Source organism: Micromonospora sp. WMMD882 (assembly GCF_027497255.1).
Taxonomy (GTDB): domain Bacteria; phylum Actinomycetota; class Actinomycetes; order Mycobacteriales; family Micromonosporaceae; genus Micromonospora.
This window is the reverse complement of sequence record NZ_CP114903.1, coordinates 1459895-1483107: the sequence shown is the minus strand read 5'-3', so window position 1 is coordinate 1483107 and position 23213 is coordinate 1459895. Positions and strand designations below refer to the sequence as shown.

The following is a 23213-nucleotide window of genomic DNA, read 5'->3' as shown; positions in this document are numbered from 1 at the left end:
CTGTGGTGATGTCGCCGGAGCTCGACCGGGCGGGAATCCTGCGGGAGGCCGGCGTGGCCGCCGCCCACATCGCCCGGATCTGCTTCAAGACCGGTCCGCCGCTGTTCACCGGCGTCGAACTGGAATGGACCGTGCACGACGCCGCGGATCCGGCCCGTCCCGTCGACCGGGAACGGCTGCGCGCGGCGCTGGGGCGGCACAGCCCCACCACACTGGACAGCACCAGCCCGGCCGAGCGGCTCCCGTGCGGCGGCGCCGTGACCGTGGAGCCCGGCGGGCAGGTCGAACTCTCCACCGCGCCGCGTCGTTCGATCGCCGCGCTGCTCACCGACACCGACGCCGACATCGGCGCCCTGAGCCGTCGGCTCGCCGCCGCCGGCCTGGCGCTGGGCGGCAGCGGCATCGATCCCCACCGCCCACCCGGCCCGGTCGTCGACACCCCCCGATACCGGGCGATGCGCCGGGCCTTCGACCGTCGCGGCCCCGCCGGACGCGCCATGATGTACAGCACCGCAGGGCTCCAGGTGTGCCTGGACGCCGGGACGCCGGACGACGCGCCGGCCAGGTGGGTCGCCGCGCACGCGGTCGGCCCGCCGCTGCTGGCCGCGTTCGCCACCGCCGACCGGCACGCCGGCCGGCCCACCGGGTGGGCGTCGGCCCGGATGGCCGCCTGGCTCACCATCGACCCGCCCCGGACCGGGCCGGTCTGGTCACCGGCGCGGGCGGCGCGGGACCCGGTGACGGCCTGGACGGAGTACGCGCTGTCCGCGCCGCTGCTCTGCGTCCGCGCCGACGGCCCCGACTGGCCCGTCCCGTCGGGGATCACCTTCGTCGACTGGATCGACGGGGCGCTGCCCCGACCACCCACCACCGACGACCTCGACTACCACCTGAGCACCCTGTTCCCGCCGGTGCGTCCGCGCGGCTACCTGGAGATCCGCTACCTGGACGCCCAGCCGGGCCGGGACTGGTCGACGCCGGTGGCGGTGCTGGCGGCGCTGTTCGCCGACCCGGCCACCACCCGGGCGGCGACGGAACACGCCCTGCCCGTCGCCGACCGGTGGCGGCAGGCCGCCCGGCACGGGCTGGCGGACCCGCCGCTGGCCCGGGCCGCCGTGGCGTTGCTCGACCTGGCCCTGACCGCCCTGCCCCGGCTCGACCTGCCCACCGGGGCGCACGAGGAGATCCGGGCAGGCGTACGACGGCGGCGCGCCGCCGCGGAGAGAGGTGGCCGGTGACCTTCACCGAATCGGACCCGGAGACCCTGCGCGGCCGGATCGCCGCCGAGCTGGCCCGCGCCCGGGCCCGCACCGCCGCGCTGACCGAGGGGATCGACGACGACGAGCTGACCCGACAGCACTCCCCGCTGATGTCCCCCCTGGTCTGGGATCTCGCCCACGTCGGCAACCAGGAGGAGCTCTGGCTGGTCCGGGACGTCGGCGGCCGTCCACCGGTCCGCCACGACATCGACGACCTGTACGACGCGTTCAAGCAGCCCCGGCGGGACCGGCCGAGTCTGCCGCTGCTCCCGCCGGCGGAGGCCCGCGCCTACGTGGCGACCGTCCGGGACAAGGTGCACGACCTGCTGGACGGGGTCCGGTTCACCGACCGGCGACTGGTCGCCGACGGGTTCGCCTTCGGCATGATCGTCCAGCACGAGCAGCAGCACGACGAGACGATGCTCGCCACCCACCAGTTGCGGGCCGGGCCGCCGGTGCTCGACGCCCCGCCGCCGCCCGAGCCGGCCGGGCCGGTGGCCGACGAGGTGCTGGTGCCGGCCGGGCCGTTCACCATGGGCACCTCCACGGACCCGTGGGCGTTGGACAACGAGCGCCCCGCGCACGTCGTGGACCTGCCGGCGTACGTGATCGACGCGGCTCCGGTGACCAACGGCCGGTACCGGGAGTTCATCGCCGACGGCGGCTACGACGACAGGCGCTGGTGGACGCCGCAGGGCTGGGCGCACCGGCAGGCCGAGGGGCTTACCGCCCCGCTGCACTGGCGACGCGACGGTGACGGCTGGGCGTACCGCCGGTTCGGCCGGTGGTCGCCGGTACGCGACGACGAGCCGGTGGCGCACGTCTGCTTCCACGAGGCGCAGGCGTACGCCACCTGGGCCGGCAGGCGGCTGCCCACCGAGGCGGAGTGGGAGAAGGCGGCCCGCTGGGATCCGGCGACCGGCCGGTCCCGCCGCTACCCGTGGGGCGACGAGGACCCGACCGACCGGCACGCCAACCTCGGTCAGCGTCATCTCCGGCCGGCCCCGGTCGGGGCGTACCCGGCGGGGGCGTCCCCGCTGGGCGCGCACCAGCTCGTCGGTGACGTCTGGGAGTGGACGTCGACGCCGTTCCGGGGGTACCCGGGGTTCGTCGCCTTCCCGTACCGGGAGTACTCCGAGGTGTTCTTCGGCGACGACCACCGGGTGCTGCGGGGCGGGTCGTTCGGCACCGACCGGGCGGCCTGCCGGGGCACCTTCCGCAACTGGGACTATCCGATCCGGCGGCAGATCTTCAGCGGGTTCCGCTGCGCCCGGGACGCCCGCCCGGAGGAACGGTGACCGGGCGGCCGGTGGTGTCCGGCCGGCGCGGCGGCCCGCCCTGATGTGCCGGCACCTGGCGTACCTGGGGCCGGCGGTGACGCTGCGGGCGTTGCTGTTCGACCCGCCGCACTCGCTGGCGCGGCAGTCCTGGGCCCCCCGGGACATGCGCGGCGGCGGCACGGTCAACGCCGACGGCTTCGGCGTCGGCTGGTACCCGGACGCTCCGACGCCGGTGCGGTACCGGAGCGCGGCGCCGATCTGGAACGATCCGGCGCTGCCGGGGCTGGCCGCCGCCACCGTCACCGGGGCGGCGCTGGCCGCCGTCCGTTCCGCCACGGTCGGCATGCCGGTGCACGCCCAGGCGGCGGCCCCGTTCGCCGAGGACCGGTGGCTGTTCAGCCACAACGGCGTGGTGCGCGGCTGGCCCGACTCGGTGGCCCCGCTGGCCGCCGCGCTGCCGGCGCGTGACCTGCTCACCCTGGACGCGCCCACCGACTCGGCGCTGCTGTGGGCGCTGGTCCGGCACCGGCTGCGGGCCGGGGCCGAGCCGGCCGAGGCGGTGACCGACACGGTCCACGCCGTCGCCGCGGCGGCGCCCGGCTCCCGGCTGAACCTGCTGCTCACCGACGGCCGTGTCGTGGTGGCGACGGCCGCCGGGCACGCCCTGTCGGTCCGCGCGGGCGACGACGCCGTACTGGTCGCCTCCGAGCCCGACGACGACGATCCGGCCTGGCGGGCGGTGCCGGACGGCTCGCTGGTCCGGGCCACCGCCGCCGGGGCGCAGGTGACCCCGCTGGCCGGCTGGCCCAGGCCGCCGCGTCCCCCGTACCTGACGGAAGGAACCGACGACCGATGAGCGCCGAACCGCTGGAGATCCATCTTGCGGCCGGGGACGTGGCCCGCGCGTTGCGCGAGGACGTACGGGCCGGCCTGACCGCCCGGCCGATGTGGCTGCCCCCGAAGTGGCTCTACGACGCCCGGGGCAGTGAGTTGTTCGAGCAGATCACCCGGCTGCCCGAGTACTACCCGACCCGTGCCGAGCGGGCGGTGCTGGTCGAGCGGGCCGCCCGGGTGGCCGAGCTGACCGACGCCAAGACCCTCATCGAGCTGGGCTCGGGCTCGTCGGAGAAGACCCGGCTGCTGCTGGACGCGTTGAGCCGGCACGGCACCCTGGGCACCTTCGTCCCGCTGGACGTGTCGGTCAGCGCGCTGCGGCAGTCCACGGCCGACATCGCCGCCGCGTACCCGCGACTGCGGGTACGCGGCATCGTCGGTGACTTCACCCGCCACCTCGACCGGCTGCCGGCCGGTGGCCGGCGGCTGGTGGCGTTCCTCGGCGGCACCGTCGGCAACCTGCTGCCGGCCGAACGGGCCGCCTTCCTCGCCGCGATGCGGGCCGCCCTGGAGACCGGGGACTGGCTGCTGCTCGGCACGGACCTGGTCAAGGACCCGGCGGTGGTGGTGCCGGCGTACGACGACGCCGCCGGAGTGACCGCCGAGTTCAACCGCAACGTGCTGCGGGTGCTCAACCGGGAGCTGGGCGCGGACTTCGTCCCCGAGGACTTCGCGCACGTGGCCCACTGGGACCGGGAGCAGGAGTGGATCGAGATGCGGCTGCGGGCGACGCGGCCGATGCGGGTCCGGGTGCTCGACCTGACGGTCGACTTCGCCGCCGGGCAGGAGCTGCGGACGGAGGTGTCGGCGAAGTTCCGGCCGGCCGGCGTGGCGGCCGAGCTGGCGGCGGCCGGTTTCGCCACCGAGGCCTGCTGGACCGACCCGGGCGGGCTGTTCGGGGTGAGTCTGGCCCGGGCGGAGTGACCCGGCGCGGCGTCGGGCAGGCCCCGGCGGCACGCCGCCCGGCGGGTCGGCTACCCTGGTCGGCGCGAAGGGGAGTAGCCCGCAACGTCGTGGTCGACACACTGGCGCGTTCCGCGCCCGGCCACGCGGCCCCGCCAGGGGCGGGCGAGACCTTCGACCCAGGCTGTTGGCAGCCGGGTCGAGGGCGCCCCGTTCCTCCTCCCGGCTCGATCCGGAAGGACGTCCATGGAGGGTTTCCTCGTCGCGTTGGCGGTCAGCTTCGGCGTGATCTTCGTAGCCGAGTTGGGCGACAAGTCCCAGCTCATGGCGTTGACCTTCGCCACCCGGTTCCGGACCGTGCCGGTGCTGATCGGGATCACCGTCGCGACCGCCGTGGTCCATCTCGTCTCGGTCGCCATCGGGCACGGGTTGGGCGCCGCCCTGCCGACCGGTTGGATCTCGCTGGTCGCCGGGGTGGCGTTCCTCGGGTTCGGCGCCTGGACGTTGCGCGGGGACACCCTCACCGAGGAGGAGAAGCGCAAGGCCGAGCAGAACAGCAAATCGGCGGTGGTGGCCGTCGGGGTGGCGTTCTTCCTCGCCGAGCTGGGCGACAAGACCATGTTGGCCACGATCACCCTGGCCACCCAGTACGGCTGGTTCGGCACCTGGATCGGCTCGACGATCGGCATGGTGGCCGCCGACGCCCTGGCGATCATGGTGGGTCGGATGCTGGGCCGCAAGCTGCCGGAGAAGACCATCAAGTACGGCGCGGCGGTCCTCTTCGCGATCTGTGGTCTCTGGCTGATCCTCGAGGCGGTCACCGAGCTCACCTGACCAGGGCCGGGTCGGTGACTACCCGGGCGGGGGGTGGGTAACGGTGGCCGGTGGGTCTTCAGGAGCTCCTGCGTCAGGGTGACCAGTTCCTGGTGGCCCTGGTGGAGATCGCCGGAGCGACGGTGATCTTCGTCGGGGCGCTCTGGGCGGCGCTGCGGTTCGTGGTCGAGGGGCTGCGGCGCCGCGACGCCGCCGCCTTCACCCCGATCCGGCTCTCGCTGGGCCGGTTCCTCACCCTCGGTCTGGAGTTCCAGCTCGCCGCGGACATCCTCCGCACGGCGGTCTCCCCGACCTTCACCCAGATCGGTCAGCTCGCCGCGATCGCCACCATCCGGACGGCGCTGAACTACTTCCTGCGCAGGGAGATCGCCCAGGAGCAGCGTCAGGTCAGCGAGGCCGGCCGGTGAGCGGGCTGGTCGCCGTGGTGGTGGCGGCGGCTCTGCTCTGCGCGGCGGTGGCGCTGGTCACCGTCCGCTCCTGGCGTACCGCGCTGCGGGTCCTGCTGGATCTGCTGACCGCGGCCGGGTTGCTGCGGCTGACCGACGCGCAGGGTTGGGTGGACCTGGCGGGGGCGGTGGCCGTGGTGGCCCTGCGTCGACTGCTCTGGGCCGCCCTGCGGCCACCCCGGCCCGGCCCCGGCGCCGGGAGCGGCGCCGGTCGTGCCGCGACGGCGACCGCCCACCGCGGATAGCCGGCTGCGGCGGGCGGCCGGCCAGCGCGGACAGCGGGCCGGCGGCGGTCAGCCCTGGGCGTCCCCGGGGCGCTGCTGGTAGACGTCGGGGATGCCGTCGCGGTCCTCGTCGCGTCGTTCCCGTTCGCTGATCCGGCGGTAGACCCGGTTGCGGCGGGTGAGCAGGACCGACGCCGCGACCGCGGCGAGCACCGAGCCGGTGAGCACGCCGGTCTTGACCTTGTCCTCCGCGTCGGTGCCGGTGCCGAAGGCGAGCTCACCGATCAGCAGTGACACGGTGAACCCGATGCCGGCCAGGCAGGCCACGCCGAGCAGGTCGGCCCAGCTCAGCTCGCTGTCGGGCTCCGCCCGGGTGAACCGGGCCACCAGCCAGGTGGCGCCGAAGATGCCGGTCACCTTGCCCAGCACCAGGCCGAGCACGATGGCCAGCACGATCGGATCGGTGAACAGCCCGCCCAGGTCGGTGCCGCGCAGCGAGACGCCGGCGGCGAAGAAGGCGAAGACCGGCACCGCGAAGCCGGCCGAGACCGGCCGCCAGCGGTGCTCCAGGTGCTCGGCGAGCCCCGGCCCGGAGCCCCGCCCGCCGAGCACCGGGACGGTGAAGCCGAGCAGCACGCCGGCGATGGTGGCGTGCACCCCGGAGGAGTGCACCAGCGTCCAGGCCGTCACCGCCAGCGGGATCAGCGCCCACCACCAGGTTTTGCGGCGCTGCACCAGCAGCGCGAACGCGGCGACGGGCAGCGCCGCGGCCAGCAGCGGCAGCAGGCTGAAGCTGGAGGTGTAGAAGATCGCGATGATGACGATGGCCAGCAGGTCGTCCACCACGGCCAGGGTGAGCAGGAACGCGCGCAGGCCCTGGGGCAGGTGGGAGCCGATGACCGCGAGCACGGCCAGGGCGAAGGCGATGTCGGTGGCGACCGGGATGGCCCAGCCGCGCAGCCCGTCGACGCCGGCGAACAGGACGACCCCGACGTAGATCAACGCGGGCATGATCATGCCGCCGACCGCGCCCACCACCGGCAGCGCGGCCCGGCGGGGGTCGCGCAGCTCGCCGGCGACGAACTCCCGCTTGAGCTCCAGACCGACGACGAAGAAGAAGATCGCGAGCAGGCCGTCGGCGGCCCAGGTGGACAGGCTCAGGTCGAGGTGCAGCGGCTCCCCGCCGGGCCAGGGCACCCACTCGCCGAGCGCGGTGTAACTGCCCGACCAGGGGGAGTTCGCCCAGACCAGCGCGATCACCGCGCCGAGCAGCAGCAGCCCGCCACCGACCGTCTCGGTGCGCAGGACGTCGCCGAGGAACCGGGCCTCCCCCCAGGAGGCGCTGCGGGAGAAGAGCCGGCGGGCGCCGTCAGGGCGCTCGGGGGTGCGGTCGTTCACGGACGTGACTCTTCTCGGTCTGAGGACGGCAGGGAACCATCGCCGACCAGACTTCCCGGCACACCGCCTCCGACCCTACCCAGCGGGGACGGCGACGGCGAGCCGGTAAGACGGGAGAAGAGTCACCGGGGCAGCGGAAGCACCGGCAGCGGTCCGCTCGCCGTGCACAGCGCCGCCAGCCGCTCGATCACCTCTTCGTGGTCCGCGTACGGGTCGAGGTCGCGCAGGTCCCCCGGGTCCAGGGCGGGGACCGGCACGTGCGAGATGAGCGGGTGCAGGGGCCGGCTGTCGGTCTCGTCGGCGCCGAAGAGGTCCTCGTGCAGCTTCTCGCCGGGGCGCAACCCGGTGAAGACGATCTCGGTCGGGTGGGGCGCCTCGGCGGCGAGCCGGCGGGCCACGTCGGCGATCCGGACCGGTCGGCCCATGTCCAGCACGAGCGCCTCGCCGCCGCGACCGATGCTGGCGGCCAGCAGGACCAGGTGCACCGCCTCCTGCACGGTCATGAAGTACCGGGTGACGTCGGGGTGCGTGACGGTGACGGGACGGCCGGCCTCGATCTGCGCGCGGAACGCGTTGAGCACCGAGCCCCGGCTGCTGAGCACGTTGCCGAACCGGACGCTCAGGAAGGCGTCGCCGGCCTCCTGCGCGTAGTGCGCGGTGAGCCGCTCGGTGACCCGTTTCGAGTAGCCGAGGACGCTGGTCGGGCGGGCCGCCTTGTCGGTGGAGATGTTGACGAACCGGGCGACGTCCCGGCACGCCTCCAGCACGGCGAGGGTGCCCAGGACGTTGGTCTTGACCGCCTCGCCGGGGTGCCGTTGCAGCAGCGGCAGGTGTTTGAGGGCGGCGGCGTGGAACACCACGTCCGGGCGGCGGTCGGCGACGATCCGGGCGATGCCGGCGGCGTCCCGGATGTCGGCGAGGATCAGCTCCGGCCCGTCGAGCAGGGCCCGGCCGTGCAGGGACAGTTGCAGCGCGTGCAGGGCCGACTCGTCCCGGTCGAGCATCATCAGCTCCCCGGGGTCGTAGCGGGCGATCTGCCGGCACAGCTCGGCGCCGATGGAGCCGCCCGCGCCGGTGACCAGGACCCGTCGGCCGGCCAACCCGCTGCGCTCGACGGTCAGCTCGGCGGCCCGGTGGGCGCGGCCGAGCAGGTCGGTGAGCTGGAGGTCACGTACGTCGGTGACCGCCACCGGGCGTTCCAGCAGCTCCCGTACCGGGGGCAGCACCTTGAACGCCGCGCCCGCCTCCAGGGTCCGGCGGCGGACGTCGCGCAGCAGCTCCGGGTCGCTGCCCGCCATCGAGAAGATCACCGTCGCCGCGCGGGTCCGGCGTACCGCCTCCTGGATGGCCGTCCGACCGCCGAGCACCCGCAGTCCGTGCAGCCGCAGGGTGCACTTCTCCGGGTCGTCGTCGAGCAGCCCGACCGGCAGGTACCTGCTGCGCGGGTCCCCGAGCAGCGCCCGTACCAGCCGCTCGCTGGCGGCGTCGACCCCGTACACCAGGGTGCGGGTGGCGGCCCGGACGGGGCGGTCGCGGCGGTCCCGGTGCTGGCGGTACGCGACCCGTACCGACACCATGACCAGCAGGGCGAGCGCGCCGCCGAGCAGCGGGGTGCTCGTCGGGACGGGGCGGTAGGCCATCGGCAGCAGCGCCGCCAGCATGGCGGCGGTGGCGAGCGTGACGGTGCCGGCCACGGCTCCGGCCTCGCCGACGCTGCCCACCGGGTGTCGTCCCCGGACGGTCAGCCAGCACTGGCCGATGCCGGCGTGCAGGATCGCGCAGACCAGCGCGCTGCCGAGTACCAGGCTGGTCTGGCGGGTGGTGAGGCCGAACTCGTAGCGGGTCCAGGCGGCGGCCATGAAGCCCGCGCACCAGGCCAGCAGGTCGACCGTGAGCAGGGACAGGGTGGCGGCCCGTCGGGTCACCCAGTCCCGGTGGGGCGTGGCGCGGCTCGGCTCGGCCGCGGAAGCGTGGTCCATCGTATGCCCTCAAGATCCTGTTCAGGTGATTGGAGCGCATTGAGGGGAATGCGACTGTTTGAAGTGGTTAATCCATTACATTCGGCGAGACGCTTTGTGCGGTGAGTGAGCGGTCTTCATCCTGTCATGTCTTTAGTCCGGTTTGGGGGAGTTTCGTGCAGCGCATCGATCCGATGGTGATCCGGAAGCGAGGTCACGCCTGATGGATCTCCGTAGCTACGTCCTGCTCGTCCGCCGACAATGGTGGATCGTGCTGGTGACCGTCGTCGCCGCCCTCGGGGCCGCCGGCTACCTCACCGTGCGGGCCGAGCCTCGCTACCAGGCCACGGTGACCTTCTTCGTCACCACGCCCAGTCAGGGCGTGACCGACGCCTACCAGGGCAGCCTCTGGCTCCAGCAGCGGGTCAAGTCCTATGCGGACCTGCTCCGCAGCGAGCGGCTGGCCCGCGTCATCGCCGAGGACCGTGGTCTGGGGCTCAGCGCCGACGGGGTGCGGGCCCGGCTGGACACCAGCGTCCAGACCGGCACCGTCCTGCTCCGGGCCACCGTCACCGACACCGACCGGACCCGGGCGCTGAAGGTCGCCGAGGCGCTGTCGGTGAAGTTCGTCGACCTGGTGCAGAAGGTCGAGACGCCGCCGGACGGCCGGCTCTCGATCAAGCTGGAGGTGGTCAGCGGCCCCCGCGTCGGCACGGACCCGGTCTCCCCCCGCCCGGACCGCAACCTGCTGCTCGGCCTGCTGGCCGGCCTGATCGCCGGCGTCGCGCTCGCCATCGGGCGGGGCATGTCCGACAACCGGCTGCGCGACGTCGACACCCTCCGTCGGATCACCGACAGCCCGCTGCTCGGTGTGGTGCCGTTCGAGGCCGCCGCCCGGACCGATCCGCTCATCGTCGGTGACGCGGCGAACTCCGCCCGCGCCGAGGCGGTCCGCAAGATCCGGACCAACCTGCGCTTCGTCGACGTGCACGAGCCGGCCCGGATCATCGCGGTGACCAGCGCCCTGCAGGGCGAGGGCAAGACCACCCTCTCCTGCAACCTGGGCATCGCGCTCGCCGAGGCGGGGTGGCGGGTGCTGCTCGTCGACGCCGACCTGCGGCGTCCACGGGTGGCCGAGTACCTCGGCCTGGAGTCCGCGGTCGGGCTGACCGACGTGCTGCTCGGCGACGTGCCGGTCGGTGACGCGGTGCAGCGGTGGGGGGACCGTTCCCTGCTGGTCCTGCCCAGCGGGTCGAACCCGCCCAACCCCAGCGAGCTGCTCGGCTCCAAGGCGATGGCGGAACTGCTGACGTCGCTGCGCGAGTCGGCCGACATCGTGATCATCGACACCGCGCCGCTGCTCGCGGTGACCGACGGGGTCGTGGTGGCGGTCCAGGCCGACGGCGCGTTGATGGTCACCCAGCAGGGGCGCATCTCCCGCACCCAGGTGTCCGCCGCGTCCCGGGCGTTGCAGTCGGTCTCGGTGCGGATCCTCGGCTGTGTGCTGAACATGGCGAAGGTGGACAAGCGCGAGGCGTACCAGTACGAGGCGTACCGGGTGGTCGTGTCGTCGCGGTCGGTGCCCGCCGACCGGGCCGCCGCCCGCCGGGCCGGGGAGGACCGCGTCCCCGCCGACAACGCCACCCAGGAACTCACCCGGCTGCCGCGATGAGCGCGCCGATGGGCGCCACCGACCGTTCGATCTCCTCCGCGCAGCGGGTGAAGTCGGCCGGGCCGCCCCCGATCGGGTCCGCCAGGTCGTCACCGTCGAGCGCCGGTTGCAGCCGGGCGCGGGCCAGGGCGGCGGCCTCCACCACCGCCCGCAACGGACGCCCGTCCCCGCCCGACGGCGGGTCGGCCGCCGCGGCGAGGCGGGCGAACTGGCGCAGGGTGAACGTCCGGCGCAGGACGGCGGGCGCCAGCGTGGCGCAGAACGACCGCTGCCGGCGGGTGGCGGTCAGCACCAGGGTCGCCTCGACGAGGTCCGCGGCGTCCAGCCGCCGACTGCGGAACCCGGTCGGATCGCCGCCCCGGGTGGCGGTGACGAAGGCCGCGTACGGGTGCATGGGCCGGCCGGGCACGGCGGCGGTGCCGGCGCTGGCCACCGCGACCGGCCACCTGGCCAGCAGCCGGCGGGCGATGTGCTCGGCCATCGGCGACCGGCACAGGTTGGCGTGGCAGACGAACAGCACCTGTTCTGGCATGACAGTCCCTCTCGTGCGCCGTGACCGGGGGGCGCTCCAGCCGGGCGTCGGCCGGCCGACGGTTGAGGGGGTGTCGGCATCCTATGCGGGCCGCCGGCCGGTCCGGCAGCCCGCCGCGCCGGCCGGCGGGTGAGGGGACGGCGTGGCGCGGATCGGCATCCTGTCGTACCACTTCCCGCCGGAGCCGGCCTTCGTCCCCGGCAGCCTCGCCGAGGAGCTGGCCGCCCGGGGCCACGAGGTGCGGGTGCTCACCGGGTTCCCGCACCACCCGGGCGGCCGGATCTACCCGGGCTGGCGGCAGCACTGGCGGTACGAGACGCGTAGCGAGCGGTTGACCGTACGGCGGGTGCCCCGTTATCCCACCGGTGACGCCTCCCCGGCGGCCCGGCTGGCCGGCCCGGTGTCGTTCGCCGGCGCGGTCGCGCTGGCCGCTCGGGGTTTCCTGGCCGGGATCGACGTGCTGCACGTCTGTCAGGTCCCGGCGGTGACCCTCGCCGCCGCCGCGTTGCGGCGGGTGCTGGGCCGGGTGCCCACCGTCCTGCACGTGCAGGACCTGTGGTCCCGGGAAGAGTCGACCGGCGATCCGGTCGGGGCCCGGGTGGCGGCGGCGTCGCGTCGGCTCTACGCCGACGCCGACGCGGTCGTCGTCACCGCCTGGTCCATGCGGGACCTGGTGGTCGCCGCCGGCGCCGACCCGGCCCGGGTCCGTCTGGTGCTCAACTGGACCGACGAGCGGATCTTCCATCCGGCCCGGCCGAGCCCGGCCGCCCGGCGACTGGTGGGCGGGGACGGACGTTGCGTGGTGATGCACGCGGGGGCGATCGGGCCACGGCAGCGGTTGGACACCGCCGTGCGGGCCGCCGCCGCGGTGGCCGACCGGATGGATCTGGTCCTGGTCGGCTCGGGCGTGGACGAGCCGGGGCTGCGTGCGTTGGTGGCCGACCGGCGGGTGCCGAACGTGCGGTTCCTCGAGCGCCGGTCGCCGGTGGAGATGGCCGACCTCTACGCCGCGGCGGACTACCAGCTCGTGGCCGCCCGAGACCTGCCCGAGCTGCGCGGGGTGGTGCCGGCGAAGGTCCAGGCCGCGTTCTCCTGCGCGGCGCCCGTGGTGGCCTCCGCCGCCGGGGACACGGTGACGATCGTCGAACGGGCCCGGGCCGGACTGTCCTGCCCACCGGAGGACTGGTCCGCGTTGGCCGACCGGTTCTGGCTGGCCGCGACGATCCCGGCCGAGGCGCGGGCGCAGATGGGGCGGCGGGGCCGCGAGGCGTACCAGCGGCAGATGTCCCGGGCGGCCGGAGTGGACCGGATCGAGCGGATCCTGCGGGACGTGACCGTCGGCGACGTGAAGCCACCTCGCGAATAACACATAAGACTGAATAAGGCGTTAAAACCCCTACGCCATATCAGTATGGGGTAGAAAATCCCAAGGAAGCGTACTTTTCTGACCATTTTGTCCCAGGAGAACGGGTGTGACGACACGCGTGACGCCCCGGCGACGGCGTACCCGCCGGCACCGCCGGCCGCGACTGCGCCGGGCGCTTCTCGCCGGTCTCGTGGCTGTCTCGTTGCTGCTCGTGGCGGGCGGCTGGGTCGGCCTGCGCGTCTGGCAGACCCGCGGCCACCTGCTCGGCGTCGCCGGTCTGGCCCGTGATCTCAACGCGCAGCTCGTGGGCGGGGACACCGACCGGGCCCGACGCGCCCTGGCCGCCCTGCAGGAACAGACCACCGCGGCCCGGCGCGCCGCCGCGGATCCTGGCTGGTCCCTCGCCCGCAGGGCGCCGTACGTCGGGGACGACCTGACCGCCGTCCGGCAGATCACGGTCGCCCTGGACGACCTGGCCCACCAGGCGTTCCCCCGGCTGCTCGCCGTCGACCTCACCGGCCTGCTTCCCCGGGACGGCCGCCTCGACCTGGCTGTGCTGCGGTCGACCGGTGAGCAGCTCGCCGCGGCCGACGCGGCGGTGCGGCAGGCGGCCGGCCGGCTCGGCGCGGTGCCGGCGGCCGGCCTGACCGCCCAGGTCCGCACGGCGCTGTCCGGGCTGCGCGCCGAGGTCGACCGGCTGGCCCGGCTCACCGGCGCGGTCAGCCGGGGCGCCGGCATCCTGCCGTCGCTGCTCGGCGCGGGCGGAAAACGGTCCTACCTGCTGGTCTCGCAGAACCTCGCCGAGCTGCGGGCCACCGGCGGCATGTTCGGCGCGTACGCGGTGATCGAGGCGGACCGGGGGCGGGTACGGCTGGCCGGACAGGGCGCCGCCGTGGAGATGGGCTACTTCCAGCCGCCGTTGCCGGGGATCAGCCGGGAGATGCGCGCCCTCTACACCGACCTGCCCGGCATCTATCCCGCGGACGTCAACCTGACCCCGCACTTCCCCACCGCCGCCGCGCTGTACCGGGAGATGTTCCGCCGGCACACCGGGACGACCGTGGACGGCGTGCTGGCGATGGACCCGGTGGCCCTGTCCTACCTGCTGGTCGGCACCGGTCCGGTAGAGGTTCCCGGTTACGGGGCGCTGACCAGCGACACCATCGTCCGGGTCCTGCTCTCCGACAGCTACCTGCGGCTGGACCTGGCCGAACAGGACGAGTTCTTCGCCCGGGCGGCGGCGGAGGTCTTCGAGGCGTTTCTCACCCGACCGGTCGATCCTCGAACGCTTTTGTCGGCATTCGACCGTTCTATAGGTGAACGACGGATATTGTTCTGGAGTACCGATCCGGTGCACCAACAGGCGCTCGGCGACAGCCGGTTGACCGGGACGCTTCCGGAGCGGGAGGAACAGCCGACCGTCGGCGTGTTCCTCAACGACAGCAGCGGCGCGAAACTCGGCTACTACCTGAAGCCGGACGTGTCGTTGACGGTCGGCAGGTGCCGGGCGGACGGCCGGCGCGAGCTTCGACTGAGGGTGTCGCTGCACTCGACGGCGCCCCGGGCGGGACTCACGTCATCCGTGCTCGGCATGGGACGCGACGGTGACCCGTACGTCGTCCACACCCTGGTCAACGTCTTCAGCCCGGCCGGCGGCGCGGTGGTGCGCGCCCGACTGGACGGGGTCGACACGGCGTTGGGCAGCGGCACCGAACGCCGCCGTCAGGTCGCCATCGTCACCATGGCGGTCGGACCCGGCGCCACCCGGGCCCTGGAGGTCGACCTGCTGACGGCGTCCACGGGCACCGGCGGGGCGGAGCTCTGGCTGACTCCCACCGCCACCCCATGGACCACCCACATCCACCAGGCATCTCGCTGTGACCAGTAGGAAGGACCCATCATGCGGCTATCCCGCATCATCACGGCCATCGCGGTCGGCATGGCCGTCGTGGCCGCGCCGACCGCGGCGGGGGCGGCCCTGTCCCAGCCGCAACCTCCGCCCACCAGTCCACCCGGCCCGACCCAGCCACCGCCCTACCCGCCGGTCGGGCCGACCCTGACGGTCAACCCGAGCACGGTGGTGGAAGGGGAGACCACCACCGTCACCGGCACCGGCTTCGGACCGAACGAGCTGGTGGAGATCACCATCACGTTCAGCCCGCTGGCCGCCGGCGCCCTCAACTCGGAACGCGGCGCCCGGCTCGACGGTGACGGCACCGTGGCGCTGGCGTCCGTCGTCCGGCAACGGCAGGACGCCTCCCAGCCCGGTGACGGCCCGCCCGAGCACCGGGGCGGCACCTGGGACGGCTCGCGCGACTGCGGCGAGCAGACCTTCACCGTCCGCGCCGACGCGCAGGGCTCCTTCTCGTTCCCCTACCGGGCCTGGTGCGCCGGCCGGGTGACCTTCACCGCCCGGGGGCTGGAGACCGGCCGCACCGCGACGGCCGTGCTGACCGTCCTGCCGCGCCACCACGGCGGCAAGCCCCCGCACCACGGCGGTAAGCCCCCGCACCACGGTGGGAAGCTGCCGGTGACCGGTGACGACATGGAACTGCCGATCAAGGTCGGCGGTGGCCTGGTCGGCGCCGGCGCGGTGATGCTGCTGGGGACCTTCCTCTGGCGTCGGCGCAGCCGGTTCGGCTCGGGGGCCGCGAGCTGACGCCCGATCCACCCGTGCCGCCCGCCGGACAGCCGTCCGGCGGGCGGCACGCCGTTCCCGGCCCCGGTCAGTCGTCCCGGCCGTCGCCGGCCCGGTACGACCAGCGGGCCCCGGTGCCCCGGTACCGCGCCACCGGGATCACCTCGACCCCGGGCGGCATCCGCTCCCGGTACAGCCGACCGTCGAGGTGGTCGATCTCGTGGGCGACCAGCCGGGCCAACCCGTCCCGGAACCCGGTGACCACCGTGCGGCCGTCGGCCTGCTGGTGGGCCACCTCGATCCGGGTCGGCCGGCGCACCAGCCCACGCACGTCGAAGAAGCTCAGACAACCCTCGTACTGCTCGTCGGTCTCCGGGGACTCGTCGAGCACCCGGGGGTTGAGCAGGACCAGCTCCGCCCCGTCCGGGGCGCGCACGAGCGCGGCCGACCGGCTGACACCGACCTGGGGCGCGGCCAGGCCCATGCCCTTGGCGAACACGTGCACGGTGGCGATCCGGGACATGGTGGCCCGTAGGCGGTCCACCAGCCGTCCGGCCTCGTCGGCCTCGCCGGGCAGCGCGAACGGCGTCGCCGGGCGGTCCAGCACCGGATCACCCTCCTGGGCGATGCCCAGCTCGACCATGCGTTGGCGTGGTGTGGACATCCCGTCGCTCCCGTCCCACGTCGACAACCGGAGCCCTGCTCCATAGACCGTGATCTTTCCACTTCGGTCCGTTCCGCGCGGCGACGCGCCCGCCCGGGGTGGATATCCGTTGCGGACGGACCACCCGGCTCCTACGGTGGACCCGACAGCCCGCCCACCGACCCCTCGGGAGCGCCCCGTGACCCGCCCGGCCCGCACCGGCACGCCACGTCCGTCGTGGTGTGCGCCGGTCGTGCCGTCGGCGTCGTCGCCCCGACACGGCCAGGAACATTCACCGGGGTGGTGGCGCTGACCGCGCCCACCTGACGGCGTCCACGCCGCCCACCCCTGCCGGGTCGGGCGGCTTTCTTCGGGCCCGGCCGGCATCCCCGCCAGCCGAACCCCAGGAGACGACCATGAGCTTCACCCCGCTGCCCGGCACCCGCGCCCCGGTCCGGGTCTGGACCGACCCGTACGCCATCGAGGAGCAGGCCCTGCGGCAGCTCCGCAACATCGGCGCGCTGCCCTGGGTGCAGGGCGTCGCGGTGATGCCCGACGTGCACTTCGGCAAGGGCGCCACCGTCGGCTCGGTGATCGCGATGCGGCAGGCCGTGTCCCCGGCGGCGGTCGGGGTGGACATCGGCTGCGGGATGTCCGCGGTACGGACCTCGCTGACCGCCGCCGACCTCCCCGACGACCTGGGCCGGCTGCGCAGCGCCATCGAGGCGGCTGTTCCGGTCGGCTTCGCCAAGCACGACCGGCCGGTCGACCCGCGCCGGGTCCGCGGCCTGGAGCAGGCCGGCTGGGACGCGTTCTGGCGGCGTTTCGGCGACCTGGACCCGCGGGTGCGCCAGCTCGAGGACCGGGCCCGGCACCAGCTTGGCACCCTGGGCGGCGGCAACCACTTCATCGAGGTCTGCGTGGAGCAGGGCGGCGCCGAGGACGGCCGGGTCTGGCTGATGCTGCACTCCGGCTCCCGCAACATCGGCAAGGAGCTGGCCGAGCGGCACATGGCGGTGGCCCGGCGGCTGCCGCACAACGCCGACCTGCCCGACCGGGACCTCGCGGTGTTCCTCACCGGCACCCCCGAGATGGACGCCTACCGGCGGGACCTGTGGTGGGCGCAGGAGTACGCCCGGCGCAACCGGGCGGTCATGCTGGCGCTGCTGTGCGACGTGGTCCGCACGCACCTGCCGCAGGTCCGCTACGACCAGCCGATCTCCTGCCACCACAACTACGTGGCCGAGGAGACCTACGGCGGCGAGGAGGTGCTGGTGACCCGCAAGGGCGCCATCCGGGCCGGCGCGGGCGACCTCGGCGTCATCCCCGGCTCGATGGGCACCGGCTCGTACGTGGTACGCGGGCGGGGCAACCCGGACGCGTACTGCTCCGCCTCGCACGGGGCGGGCCGGCGGATGTCGCGCGGCCAGGCCCGGCGCACCTTCACCACCGACGACCTGGCCGCCCAGACCGCCGGCGTGGAGTGCCGCAAGGACCACGGGGTGGTCGACGAGATCCCCGGCGCGTACAAGGACATCGTCGAGGTGATGGCGCGGCAGGAGGACCTGGTCGAGGTGGTCGCGCACCTGCGGCAGGTGGTCTGCGTCAAGGGCTGACCGGGCCCGGGCGGCGGGAAAACCCCGTCGCCCGGGCCGGAGCGCGTCGGTAGCGTCTCCCGGGTGACGGGGAGACAGCTCGATGCCCGCTTCGGTCGACTGTGGGCGGCGAGCACCGCCTCGGCCCTGGGCAGCGGCCTGAGCACGGTCGCCGCGCCGCTGCTGGTCGCCGCCCGCACCGACTCCGCTGCTGGTGTCCGGGGCGTTCGCGGTGGCCTGGCTGCCGTGGCTGCTCTTCGCGCTGCCCGGCGGCGTGCTGGTCGACCGGGTCGACCGCCGCCGTTTGATGATCGTCGTGGACTGGCTGCGGGTGGCCGCGCTGACCGGGCTGGGCGCGGCCATCGTCGGTGGGCTGGTCACCGTCGCCCTGCTCTACGTGGTGCTGTTCCTGCTGAACACCGGCGAGATCCTGAACCGCACGGCCAGTCAGGCGCTGGTGCCCGCCGTGGTGCCGCGCGAGCGCCTGGAACGGGCCAACGGCTGGCTGGTGGGCGGCGCCATGGTGGCGCACGGCATGCTCGCCGGCCCGCTCGGCGGGTTCCTGTTCGTCCTCGCGGCGAGCGCGCCGTTCCTCGCCAACGCCGCCGCCTACGCGGTGGGCGCGGTGCTCCTCGCCGGGCTCGCCGGCTCGTTCGGGCCGACCCCCGACACCCGGGTCCGGTCGGCCCGGGCCGACCTGCTCGAGGGGATCCGCTGGCTGGCCGGGCAGCGGCTGCTGCGCGCCATGGCGGTGCTGATCGGGCTGTTGAACGTCACCCTCACCGCCGCGTACGCGATGCTGGTGCTGGTCGCCGAGCAGCGCCTCGGGCTGGGCGAGGTCGGCTACGGCCTGCTGCTGACCTGCCTGGCGGCGGGCAGCCTGCTCGGCTCGGTGGTCGGTGACCGGCTGATCAGGTGGGCCACCGCGACGTGGACGATCCGGCTGGGCCTGCTCACCGAGGTGCTGCTGCACCTGGTCCTGGCGATGTCGCCGGATCCGTGGCTGGTGGGCGCCGCGTTGACGCTGTTCGGGGTGCACGGCGCGCTGTGGGGGATAGTGGCGGTGTCGCTTCGGCAGCGGCTCACTCCGCCGCGCCTGTTGGGGCGGGTGGGCAGCGTGAACCTGTTCGTGGTGGCCGGCGGCAACTGTGTCGGCGCGTTGCTGGGCGGGGCGCTGGTGGCCCGGTTCGGGCTGACCGCCCCGTACTGGGTCGGGTTCGTGGTGGCGACGCTGGTCACCGCGGCCACCTGGCGGGTGTTCGACCGGGCCGCCGTCGCCCGCGCGTACGCGCAGCCCGACCCGGCGGATCCGCCCACCGTCGACGCGGTCGTCCGACCACCCGATCCGGTCGGCCCGAACGAGCGTTAAGCTGACGGGGTGCTGACTGTCGACCGGATCCTCCCCACCGACGAGGCCCGAGACCTGCTCGACCTGGCCACCGAGCTGGCCGACCGGGAGTTCGCGCCCCGGGCCGCCGAGTACGAGGAACGCGGCGAGTTCCCCCGGGAGCCGCTGCGTGTCCTGGGCCGGGCCGGGCTGCTCGGCCTGCCGTACCCGGAGGAGCAGGGCGGCGCCGGTCAGCCGTACGAGGTGTACCTGCAGGTGCTGGAGATCCTGGCGAGCCGGTGGTTGGCGGTGGCCGAGGCGGTCAGCGTGCACACCCTGGCCTGCTATCCGGTCTCCCGCTACGGCGACGAGAAGCTGCGCGGTCGGCTGCCGGAGATGCTCGGCGGGGAGCTGCTGGGGGCGTACTGCCTGTCGGAGCCGCAGGGCGGTTCGGACGCGGCCGCGTTGACCACCCGCGCGACGCGCGAGGGCGACGGGTACGTGGTGTCGGGCACGAAGGCGTGGATCACGCACGCGCACACCGCGGACTTCTACAACGTGTTCTGCCGTACCGGCGGGCCGGGCGCGAAGGGCATCTCCTGTCTGCTTGTCGACGCGGGCACGCCGGGCGTCGTGCCGCAGGCGGCGGAGAAGATGATGGGGCTACGGTCGTCGCCGGTGGCGCAGATCGCCTTCGACGACGTGCGGGTGCCGGCGGAGCGGCTGGTCGGCGAGGAAGGGTCGGGGTTCGGCATCGCCATGTCGGCGCTGGATTCCGGCCGGCTGGGCATCGCCGCCTGCGCGGTCGGGTTGGCCCAGGGGGCGCTGGACCACGCGGTGTCCTACGCCCGTGGGCGGCGGCAGTTCAGCCAGCCGATCATCGACTTCCAGGGCCTCGGGTTCACCCTGGCGGACCTGGCGACCCAGGTGTCGGCGGCGCGGGCGTTGACGTTGGCGGCGGCGCGGTTGCGGGACGCGGGGCGGCCGTACTCGATCGAGGCGGCCAAGGCGAAGCTGTTCGCCACCGACGTGGCGATGCGGGTGACCACCGACGCGGTGCAGGTGCTCGGCGGCTCCGGGTACGTCGCCGACTATCCGGTGGAGCGGTACATGCGGGAGGCCAAGGTGCTGCAGATCGTGGAGGGCACCAACCAGATCCAGCGGCTGGTGATCTCCCGGGCGCTGGCGAAGGGCTGACCGGGTTCCACGGGGGCGGGCCGCGGCGGGGAAGGTCGTCGCCGGGGAAGGGTTTTCCCGGTAGGTTGGCCGCCGTGGAGGAGATCGATCGCGCGATCGTCGGCGCCCTGGGCGTGGACGGCCGGTTGTCGTACACCGACCTGGCCGAGCGGGTGGGGTTGTCGGTGTCGGCGGTGCACCAGCGGGTGCGGCGGCTGGAGCAGCGGGGCGTGATCCGTGGGTACGCCGCGCAGGTGTCGTTCGAGGCGTTGGGGTTGCCGTTGACGGCGTTCGTGGCGATCCGGCCGTTCGACCCGTCGCAGCCGGACGACGCGCCGGAGCGGTTGGCCCACCTGCCGGAGATCGATTCGTGTTATTCGGTGGCGGGGGAGGACTTCTACCTGCTGCTGGTGCGGGTGGCCGGTCCGGCGGACCTGGAGCGGGTGCTGCAGGAGATCCGCACCGCGGCGAACGTCACGACCCGGACGACGGTGGTGCTGTCCACTCCGTACGAGAAGCGTCCGCCGGGGGCTGGGCGGGGCCGGCCGAGCGACGGCGTACCGGTCGGGTGACGGGCGCGAGCGCCGGTCGGGGGAGTGGCCGATGCCGGCTCAGCGGGCGTTCCAGCCGAGGATGACCGGGCGGCCGTGCTCCTGGCCGAGGACGCTGAGGGTGGCGGTGTCGAGTCGGAGTTTCCCGCCGGCCGACGCTGGCAGGTCGATCCAGCGTGCGCCGAGCACGCGCAGGGCGTGGGCGTGGCCGACGAGGGCGACGTCGCCCCGGTCGAGCAGCGGGGTGACCCGGCGCAGCAGCCGGTCGAGGCGGGCGCCGATCTGGTCGGGTGACTCGCCGTCGGGGCAGCCGTCGTGCCAGATGGTCCAGTCGGGGCGTTCGGTGTGGATGTCGGCGGTGGTGCGGCCCTCGTACGCGCCGTAGTGCCATTCGGTCAGGTCCTCGTCGACGGTGGTGACGGGCAGGCCGGCGAGTTCGGCGGTGCGTAGCGCGCGTCGGCGGGGGCTGGCCAGCACGGCGACGAAGGTCCGGTCGGTGAGCCGGTCGCGTAGCGCGCGGGCCTGGCGTTCGCCGTCGGCGGTGAGTTCGAGGTCGGTGTACGAGGTGTGCCGACGTGCGGCGCTCCAGGCGGTCTCGCCGTGCCGTACGAGCAGGAGTTCTCCCATGGCCCCAGTCAACCAGCACCCTATTCCGCCTATCTTCCTAGGATGCCATAGGGGTGGTGAGCCCCACCCAGAACGTTTCCAGCCAGCCTCCAGTGGGCACACCGAAGTCATGGCCCGACGACGGGCCGGAACAGCCGGAGGGAGTGGTGAAGATGGGTTTCGCCGACAAGATGAAGAACAAGGCCGACGAGCTGACCGGCGCCGCGAAGGAGCGCATCGGTGACGCCACCGACAACGAGCGCATGCGTGGCGAGGGCGCCGCGCAGCAGACGGACGCCCGGGCCCGCCAGGCCGGGGAGCACGTCAAGGACGCCGGTCGGGATGTGCGAGACGCTTTCACGAAGTGAACAACGACGGTGGGGGCGTCCGGTCACGTGACCGGACGCCCCCACCGTCTGTGCGCCGCCCCCTGGTGGCTCAGTCGTCGGCGCGGTGGGTGGCCCACCACCGCCGGCCCGGCTCGGGCAGGGTGTCGATCGGGTCGTAGTAGGGGTGGCGCTTGTCCAGCGCCTCCAGGTCGGCCGACTCGATCGAGGTGCGGTAGTTCTTGGTCCAGTACGAGATGCCGCGCTCGCGGTCGTACTCGGTGAGCATGTGGACCCAGCGTTTGCCGACGAACGGGACGTCGCAGACGATCCGCGGGGTGGCGTATCCGGGCAGGTAGCCCATGATGTCGTGTTGGAGCTGCTGGGCATGCCAGACCGGGACCCGCCAGTGCTCGGCGTGCGGGATCATGTCGCACAGGTAGAAGTAGTACGGGAGGATCCCGGCCTCGCCCTGCAGCGCGAAGCACAGGTCGAGCAGGTCGGCGGCGGTGGCGTTGACGCCGCGCATGAGCACGCCCTGGTTGCGTACGTCGCGGACGCCGACGTCGAGGGCGGTCTGGGTGGCCCGGGCGACCAGCGGGGTGAGCGACTGGGCGTGGTTGACGTGGGTGTGGATGGCGAGGTTGACGCCGCGGCGGGCGGCGGTGCGGGCGACCCGTTCGAGGCCCTCGACCACGTCGGGTTGCAGCCAGTGCTGGGGCAGCCCCATCAGCGCCTTGGTGGCCAGTCGGATGTCGCGGATGGTCTCGATCCCCAGCAGCCGCATCAGGTACGACTCCAGGTTGCGCCACGGCACGTTGGCGACGTCCCCGCCGGAGACCACGACGTCCCGGACGCCGGGGTGGGCCCTGAGGTAGTCGACGTGCGCGTCGTAGCGGTCGACGGGCTTGAGGGTGAGCTTGAGCTTGTCGACGGCCGGGGTGGAGTTGCCGACGAGGTCCATCCGGGTGCAGTGCCCGCAGTACTGGGGGCAGGTGGAGAGCAGCTCGGCGAGGACCTTGGTGGGGTAGCGGTGGGTGAGCCCCTCGGCCACCCACATGTCGTGCTCGTGGAGTGAGTCGCGGCTGGCGTAGGGGTGCGAGGGCCAGTCGGCGCGGCGGTCGCTGGCGACCGGGATCATGTACCGGCGGATCGGGTCGGCCAGGAACGCCTCGGTGGTGGGCGGGGCCGCCGGTGACATGGTGTTGATCATCTGGGGTGGGACGAGCATCGACATGGTGGCCAGGGCGCGCTGGTCGGCGTCGAGGTCGGCGTAGAAGGTCTCGTCGACGAGGTCACCGAGGACGGCGCGGAGCTGCTTGATGTTCTTGACGCAGTTGGCGCGTTGCCACTGGGCGGACTCCCACTGGTCGCGGGTGACGTGCCGCCAGCCGGGGAAGCGGGTCCAGTCCGGTTCGACGAGCGGGGCGCGGCGGTACTCGTAGGGCTGGCCGGCGGTCGGCGTGGTGACCGGGGTGGGGTGGGACAGGCTGACCGTCTCCACCGGTTGTGTCTGTGTCACGAACCCTCCTCGGTGCGGTTGCCGCTGTCAGCGAGCCGGAGGCTACTGGAAATTATCCGGCAG

General features: G+C 73.8%; 22 protein-coding genes. 16 read left to right on the top strand and 6 right to left on the bottom strand.

The genetic code is table 11. The features are described 5' to 3' along the window. Positions 1 to 2: 2 nt before the first annotated feature. The 7 genes from egtA to O7606_RS05570 all read left to right on the top strand — a co-directional run bounded on the left by egtA (position 3) and on the right by O7606_RS05570 (position 5861). On the top strand, positions 3 to 1238 hold the full coding sequence (egtA, locus tag O7606_RS05600) for an ergothioneine biosynthesis glutamate--cysteine ligase EgtA (protein ID WP_281597982.1): 1236 nt from the start codon (positions 3 to 5) through the stop codon (positions 1236 to 1238). After that, positions 1235 to 2557, top strand: coding sequence for an ergothioneine biosynthesis protein EgtB (gene egtB, locus O7606_RS05595; RefSeq protein WP_281597980.1), 1323 nt, complete (start codon positions 1235 to 1237; stop codon positions 2555 to 2557). The genes egtA and egtB overlap by 4 nt, the downstream gene beginning before the upstream one ends. 43 nt (positions 2558 to 2600) lie before the next feature. Next, positions 2601 to 3395 (top strand): ergothioneine biosynthesis protein EgtC, encoded by a 795-nt coding sequence (gene egtC, locus O7606_RS05590; RefSeq protein ID WP_281597979.1) that lies wholly within the window; start codon positions 2601 to 2603, stop codon positions 3393 to 3395. Next, positions 3392 to 4357 carry an L-histidine N(alpha)-methyltransferase gene (egtD, locus tag O7606_RS05585; RefSeq protein ID WP_281597978.1) on the top strand — a complete coding sequence of 322 codons (966 nt, stop codon included), beginning with the start codon at positions 3392 to 3394 and terminating at the stop codon, positions 4355 to 4357. Before egtC ends, egtD begins: the two co-directional genes overlap by 4 nt. Positions 4358 to 4582: 225 nt before the next feature. Continuing rightward, the gene (locus tag O7606_RS05580) at positions 4583 to 5170 is read left to right on the top strand and encodes a TMEM165/GDT1 family protein (RefSeq protein ID WP_281597977.1); all 588 of its coding nucleotides are present in this window, start codon (positions 4583 to 4585) and stop codon (positions 5168 to 5170) included. Positions 5171 to 5220: 50 nt separating this feature from the next. Further along, on the top strand, positions 5221 to 5577 hold the full coding sequence (locus O7606_RS05575) for a DUF1622 domain-containing protein (protein ID WP_281597976.1): 357 nt from the start codon (positions 5221 to 5223) through the stop codon (positions 5575 to 5577). Beyond that, positions 5574 to 5861 carry a hypothetical protein gene (locus O7606_RS05570; protein WP_281597975.1) on the top strand — a complete coding sequence of 96 codons (288 nt, stop codon included), beginning with the start codon at positions 5574 to 5576 and terminating at the stop codon, positions 5859 to 5861. The genes O7606_RS05575 and O7606_RS05570 overlap by 4 nt, the downstream gene beginning before the upstream one ends. Positions 5862 to 5909: 48 nt before the next feature. Here O7606_RS05570 and nhaA read toward each other — a convergent pair whose 3' ends face one another. Together nhaA and O7606_RS05560 are read right to left on the bottom strand one after the other, a co-directional pair. Then, positions 5910 to 7238: a Na+/H+ antiporter NhaA gene (nhaA, locus tag O7606_RS05565; protein ID WP_281597974.1), complete on the bottom strand. Its 1329-nt coding sequence runs from the start codon at positions 7236 to 7238 to the stop codon at positions 5910 to 5912. Between the two features lie 122 nt (positions 7239 to 7360). Then, complete coding sequence (locus O7606_RS05560) at positions 7361 to 9217, bottom strand: polysaccharide biosynthesis protein (protein WP_281597973.1); 1857 nt, start codon at positions 9215 to 9217, stop codon at positions 7361 to 7363. Between the two features lie 202 nt (positions 9218 to 9419). Here O7606_RS05560 and O7606_RS05555 point away from each other — a divergent pair, with 202 nt between their 5' ends. After that, on the top strand, positions 9420 to 10868 hold the full coding sequence (locus O7606_RS05555; RefSeq protein ID WP_281597972.1) for a polysaccharide biosynthesis tyrosine autokinase: 1449 nt from the start codon (positions 9420 to 9422) through the stop codon (positions 10866 to 10868). Here O7606_RS05555 and O7606_RS05550 read toward each other — a convergent pair. After that, on the bottom strand, positions 10849 to 11400 hold the full coding sequence (locus tag O7606_RS05550; RefSeq protein WP_281597971.1) for a low molecular weight phosphatase family protein: 552 nt from the start codon (positions 11398 to 11400) through the stop codon (positions 10849 to 10851). The genes O7606_RS05555 and O7606_RS05550 overlap by 20 nt on opposite strands. A 142-nt stretch (positions 11401 to 11542) precedes the next feature. Between O7606_RS05550 and O7606_RS05545 the strand changes: the two genes are divergently transcribed. From O7606_RS05545 to O7606_RS05535, 3 genes are all read left to right on the top strand, one after another. Further along, positions 11543 to 12766 carry a glycosyltransferase family 4 protein gene (locus tag O7606_RS05545; RefSeq protein ID WP_281597970.1) on the top strand — a complete coding sequence of 408 codons (1224 nt, stop codon included), beginning with the start codon at positions 11543 to 11545 and terminating at the stop codon, positions 12764 to 12766. Positions 12767 to 12872: 106 nt separating this feature from the next. After that, positions 12873 to 14654, top strand: coding sequence for a DUF4012 domain-containing protein (locus O7606_RS05540; RefSeq protein ID WP_281597968.1), 1782 nt, complete (start codon positions 12873 to 12875; stop codon positions 14652 to 14654). 12 nt (positions 14655 to 14666) lie between these two features. Beyond that, the gene (locus tag O7606_RS05535; protein WP_281597966.1) at positions 14667 to 15425 is read left to right on the top strand and encodes a hypothetical protein; all 759 of its coding nucleotides are present in this window, start codon (positions 14667 to 14669) and stop codon (positions 15423 to 15425) included. Between the two features lie 67 nt (positions 15426 to 15492). Here O7606_RS05535 and O7606_RS05530 read toward each other — a convergent pair whose 3' ends face one another. Beyond that, positions 15493 to 16068, bottom strand: coding sequence for a peptide deformylase (locus O7606_RS05530; protein WP_281597964.1), 576 nt, complete (start codon positions 16066 to 16068; stop codon positions 15493 to 15495). Positions 16069 to 16463: 395 nt separating this feature from the next. Between O7606_RS05530 and O7606_RS05525 the strand changes: the two genes are divergently transcribed. The 4 genes from O7606_RS05525 (at position 16464) to O7606_RS05510 (ending at position 20717) form a co-directional block, all read left to right on the top strand. Beyond that, the gene (locus tag O7606_RS05525; protein ID WP_281597963.1) at positions 16464 to 17663 is read left to right on the top strand and encodes an RtcB family protein; all 1200 of its coding nucleotides are present in this window, start codon (positions 16464 to 16466) and stop codon (positions 17661 to 17663) included. A gap of 193 nt (positions 17664 to 17856) precedes the next feature. Continuing rightward, positions 17857 to 19011 carry an MFS transporter gene (locus tag O7606_RS05520; protein ID WP_281597962.1) on the top strand — a complete coding sequence of 385 codons (1155 nt, stop codon included), beginning with the start codon at positions 17857 to 17859 and terminating at the stop codon, positions 19009 to 19011. 12 nt (positions 19012 to 19023) lie between these two features. Then, positions 19024 to 20166, top strand: a complete 1143-nt coding sequence (locus O7606_RS05515) for an acyl-CoA dehydrogenase family protein (RefSeq protein ID WP_281599503.1) — start codon at positions 19024 to 19026, stop codon at positions 20164 to 20166. A 74-nt stretch (positions 20167 to 20240) separates the two neighbouring features. Beyond that, entirely contained in the window at positions 20241 to 20717 is a 477-nt protein-coding gene (locus O7606_RS05510; protein WP_281597961.1) for an Lrp/AsnC family transcriptional regulator, read from the top strand. A 39-nt stretch (positions 20718 to 20756) separates the two neighbouring features. On the opposite strand, the gene O7606_RS05505 is transcribed toward O7606_RS05510, so the two are convergent. Then, positions 20757 to 21323: a histidine phosphatase family protein gene (locus O7606_RS05505; RefSeq protein ID WP_281597960.1), complete on the bottom strand. Its 567-nt coding sequence runs from the start codon at positions 21321 to 21323 to the stop codon at positions 20757 to 20759. A gap of 152 nt (positions 21324 to 21475) precedes the next feature. Between O7606_RS05505 and O7606_RS05500 the strand changes: the two genes are divergently transcribed. Continuing rightward, positions 21476 to 21670 carry a CsbD family protein gene (locus O7606_RS05500; RefSeq protein WP_281599502.1) on the top strand — a complete coding sequence of 65 codons (195 nt, stop codon included), beginning with the start codon at positions 21476 to 21478 and terminating at the stop codon, positions 21668 to 21670. A gap of 70 nt (positions 21671 to 21740) precedes the next feature. Here the strand turns inward: O7606_RS05500 and O7606_RS05495 are convergent, their stop codons facing one another. After that, on the bottom strand, positions 21741 to 23150 hold the full coding sequence (locus O7606_RS05495) for a lysine 2,3-aminomutase (protein ID WP_281597958.1): 1410 nt from the start codon (positions 23148 to 23150) through the stop codon (positions 21741 to 21743). Between the last annotated feature and the right edge of the window lie 63 nt (positions 23151 to 23213).

Coding starts and splice junctions, on each gene's coding strand:
- egtD (WP_281597978.1), top strand. CDS start 3,392: ATGAGCGCCGAACCGCTGGAGATCCATCTTGCGGCCGGGGACGTGGCC.
- O7606_RS05505 (WP_281597960.1), bottom strand. CDS start 21,323: ATGGGAGAACTCCTGCTCGTACGGCACGGCGAGACCGCCTGGAGCGCC.
- O7606_RS05535 (WP_281597966.1), top strand. CDS start 14,667: ATGCGGCTATCCCGCATCATCACGGCCATCGCGGTCGGCATGGCCGTC.
- egtC (WP_281597979.1), top strand. CDS start 2,601: ATGTGCCGGCACCTGGCGTACCTGGGGCCGGCGGTGACGCTGCGGGCG.
- O7606_RS05525 (WP_281597963.1), top strand. CDS start 16,464: ATGAGCTTCACCCCGCTGCCCGGCACCCGCGCCCCGGTCCGGGTCTGG.
- O7606_RS05580 (WP_281597977.1), top strand. CDS start 4,583: ATGGAGGGTTTCCTCGTCGCGTTGGCGGTCAGCTTCGGCGTGATCTTC.
- O7606_RS05555 (WP_281597972.1), top strand. CDS start 9,420: ATGGATCTCCGTAGCTACGTCCTGCTCGTCCGCCGACAATGGTGGATC.
- O7606_RS05500 (WP_281599502.1), top strand. CDS start 21,476: ATGGGTTTCGCCGACAAGATGAAGAACAAGGCCGACGAGCTGACCGGC.
- O7606_RS05530 (WP_281597964.1), bottom strand. CDS start 16,068: ATGTCCACACCACGCCAACGCATGGTCGAGCTGGGCATCGCCCAGGAG.
- O7606_RS05560 (WP_281597973.1), bottom strand. CDS start 9,217: ATGGACCACGCTTCCGCGGCCGAGCCGAGCCGCGCCACGCCCCACCGG.
- O7606_RS05550 (WP_281597971.1), bottom strand. CDS start 11,400: ATGCCAGAACAGGTGCTGTTCGTCTGCCACGCCAACCTGTGCCGGTCG.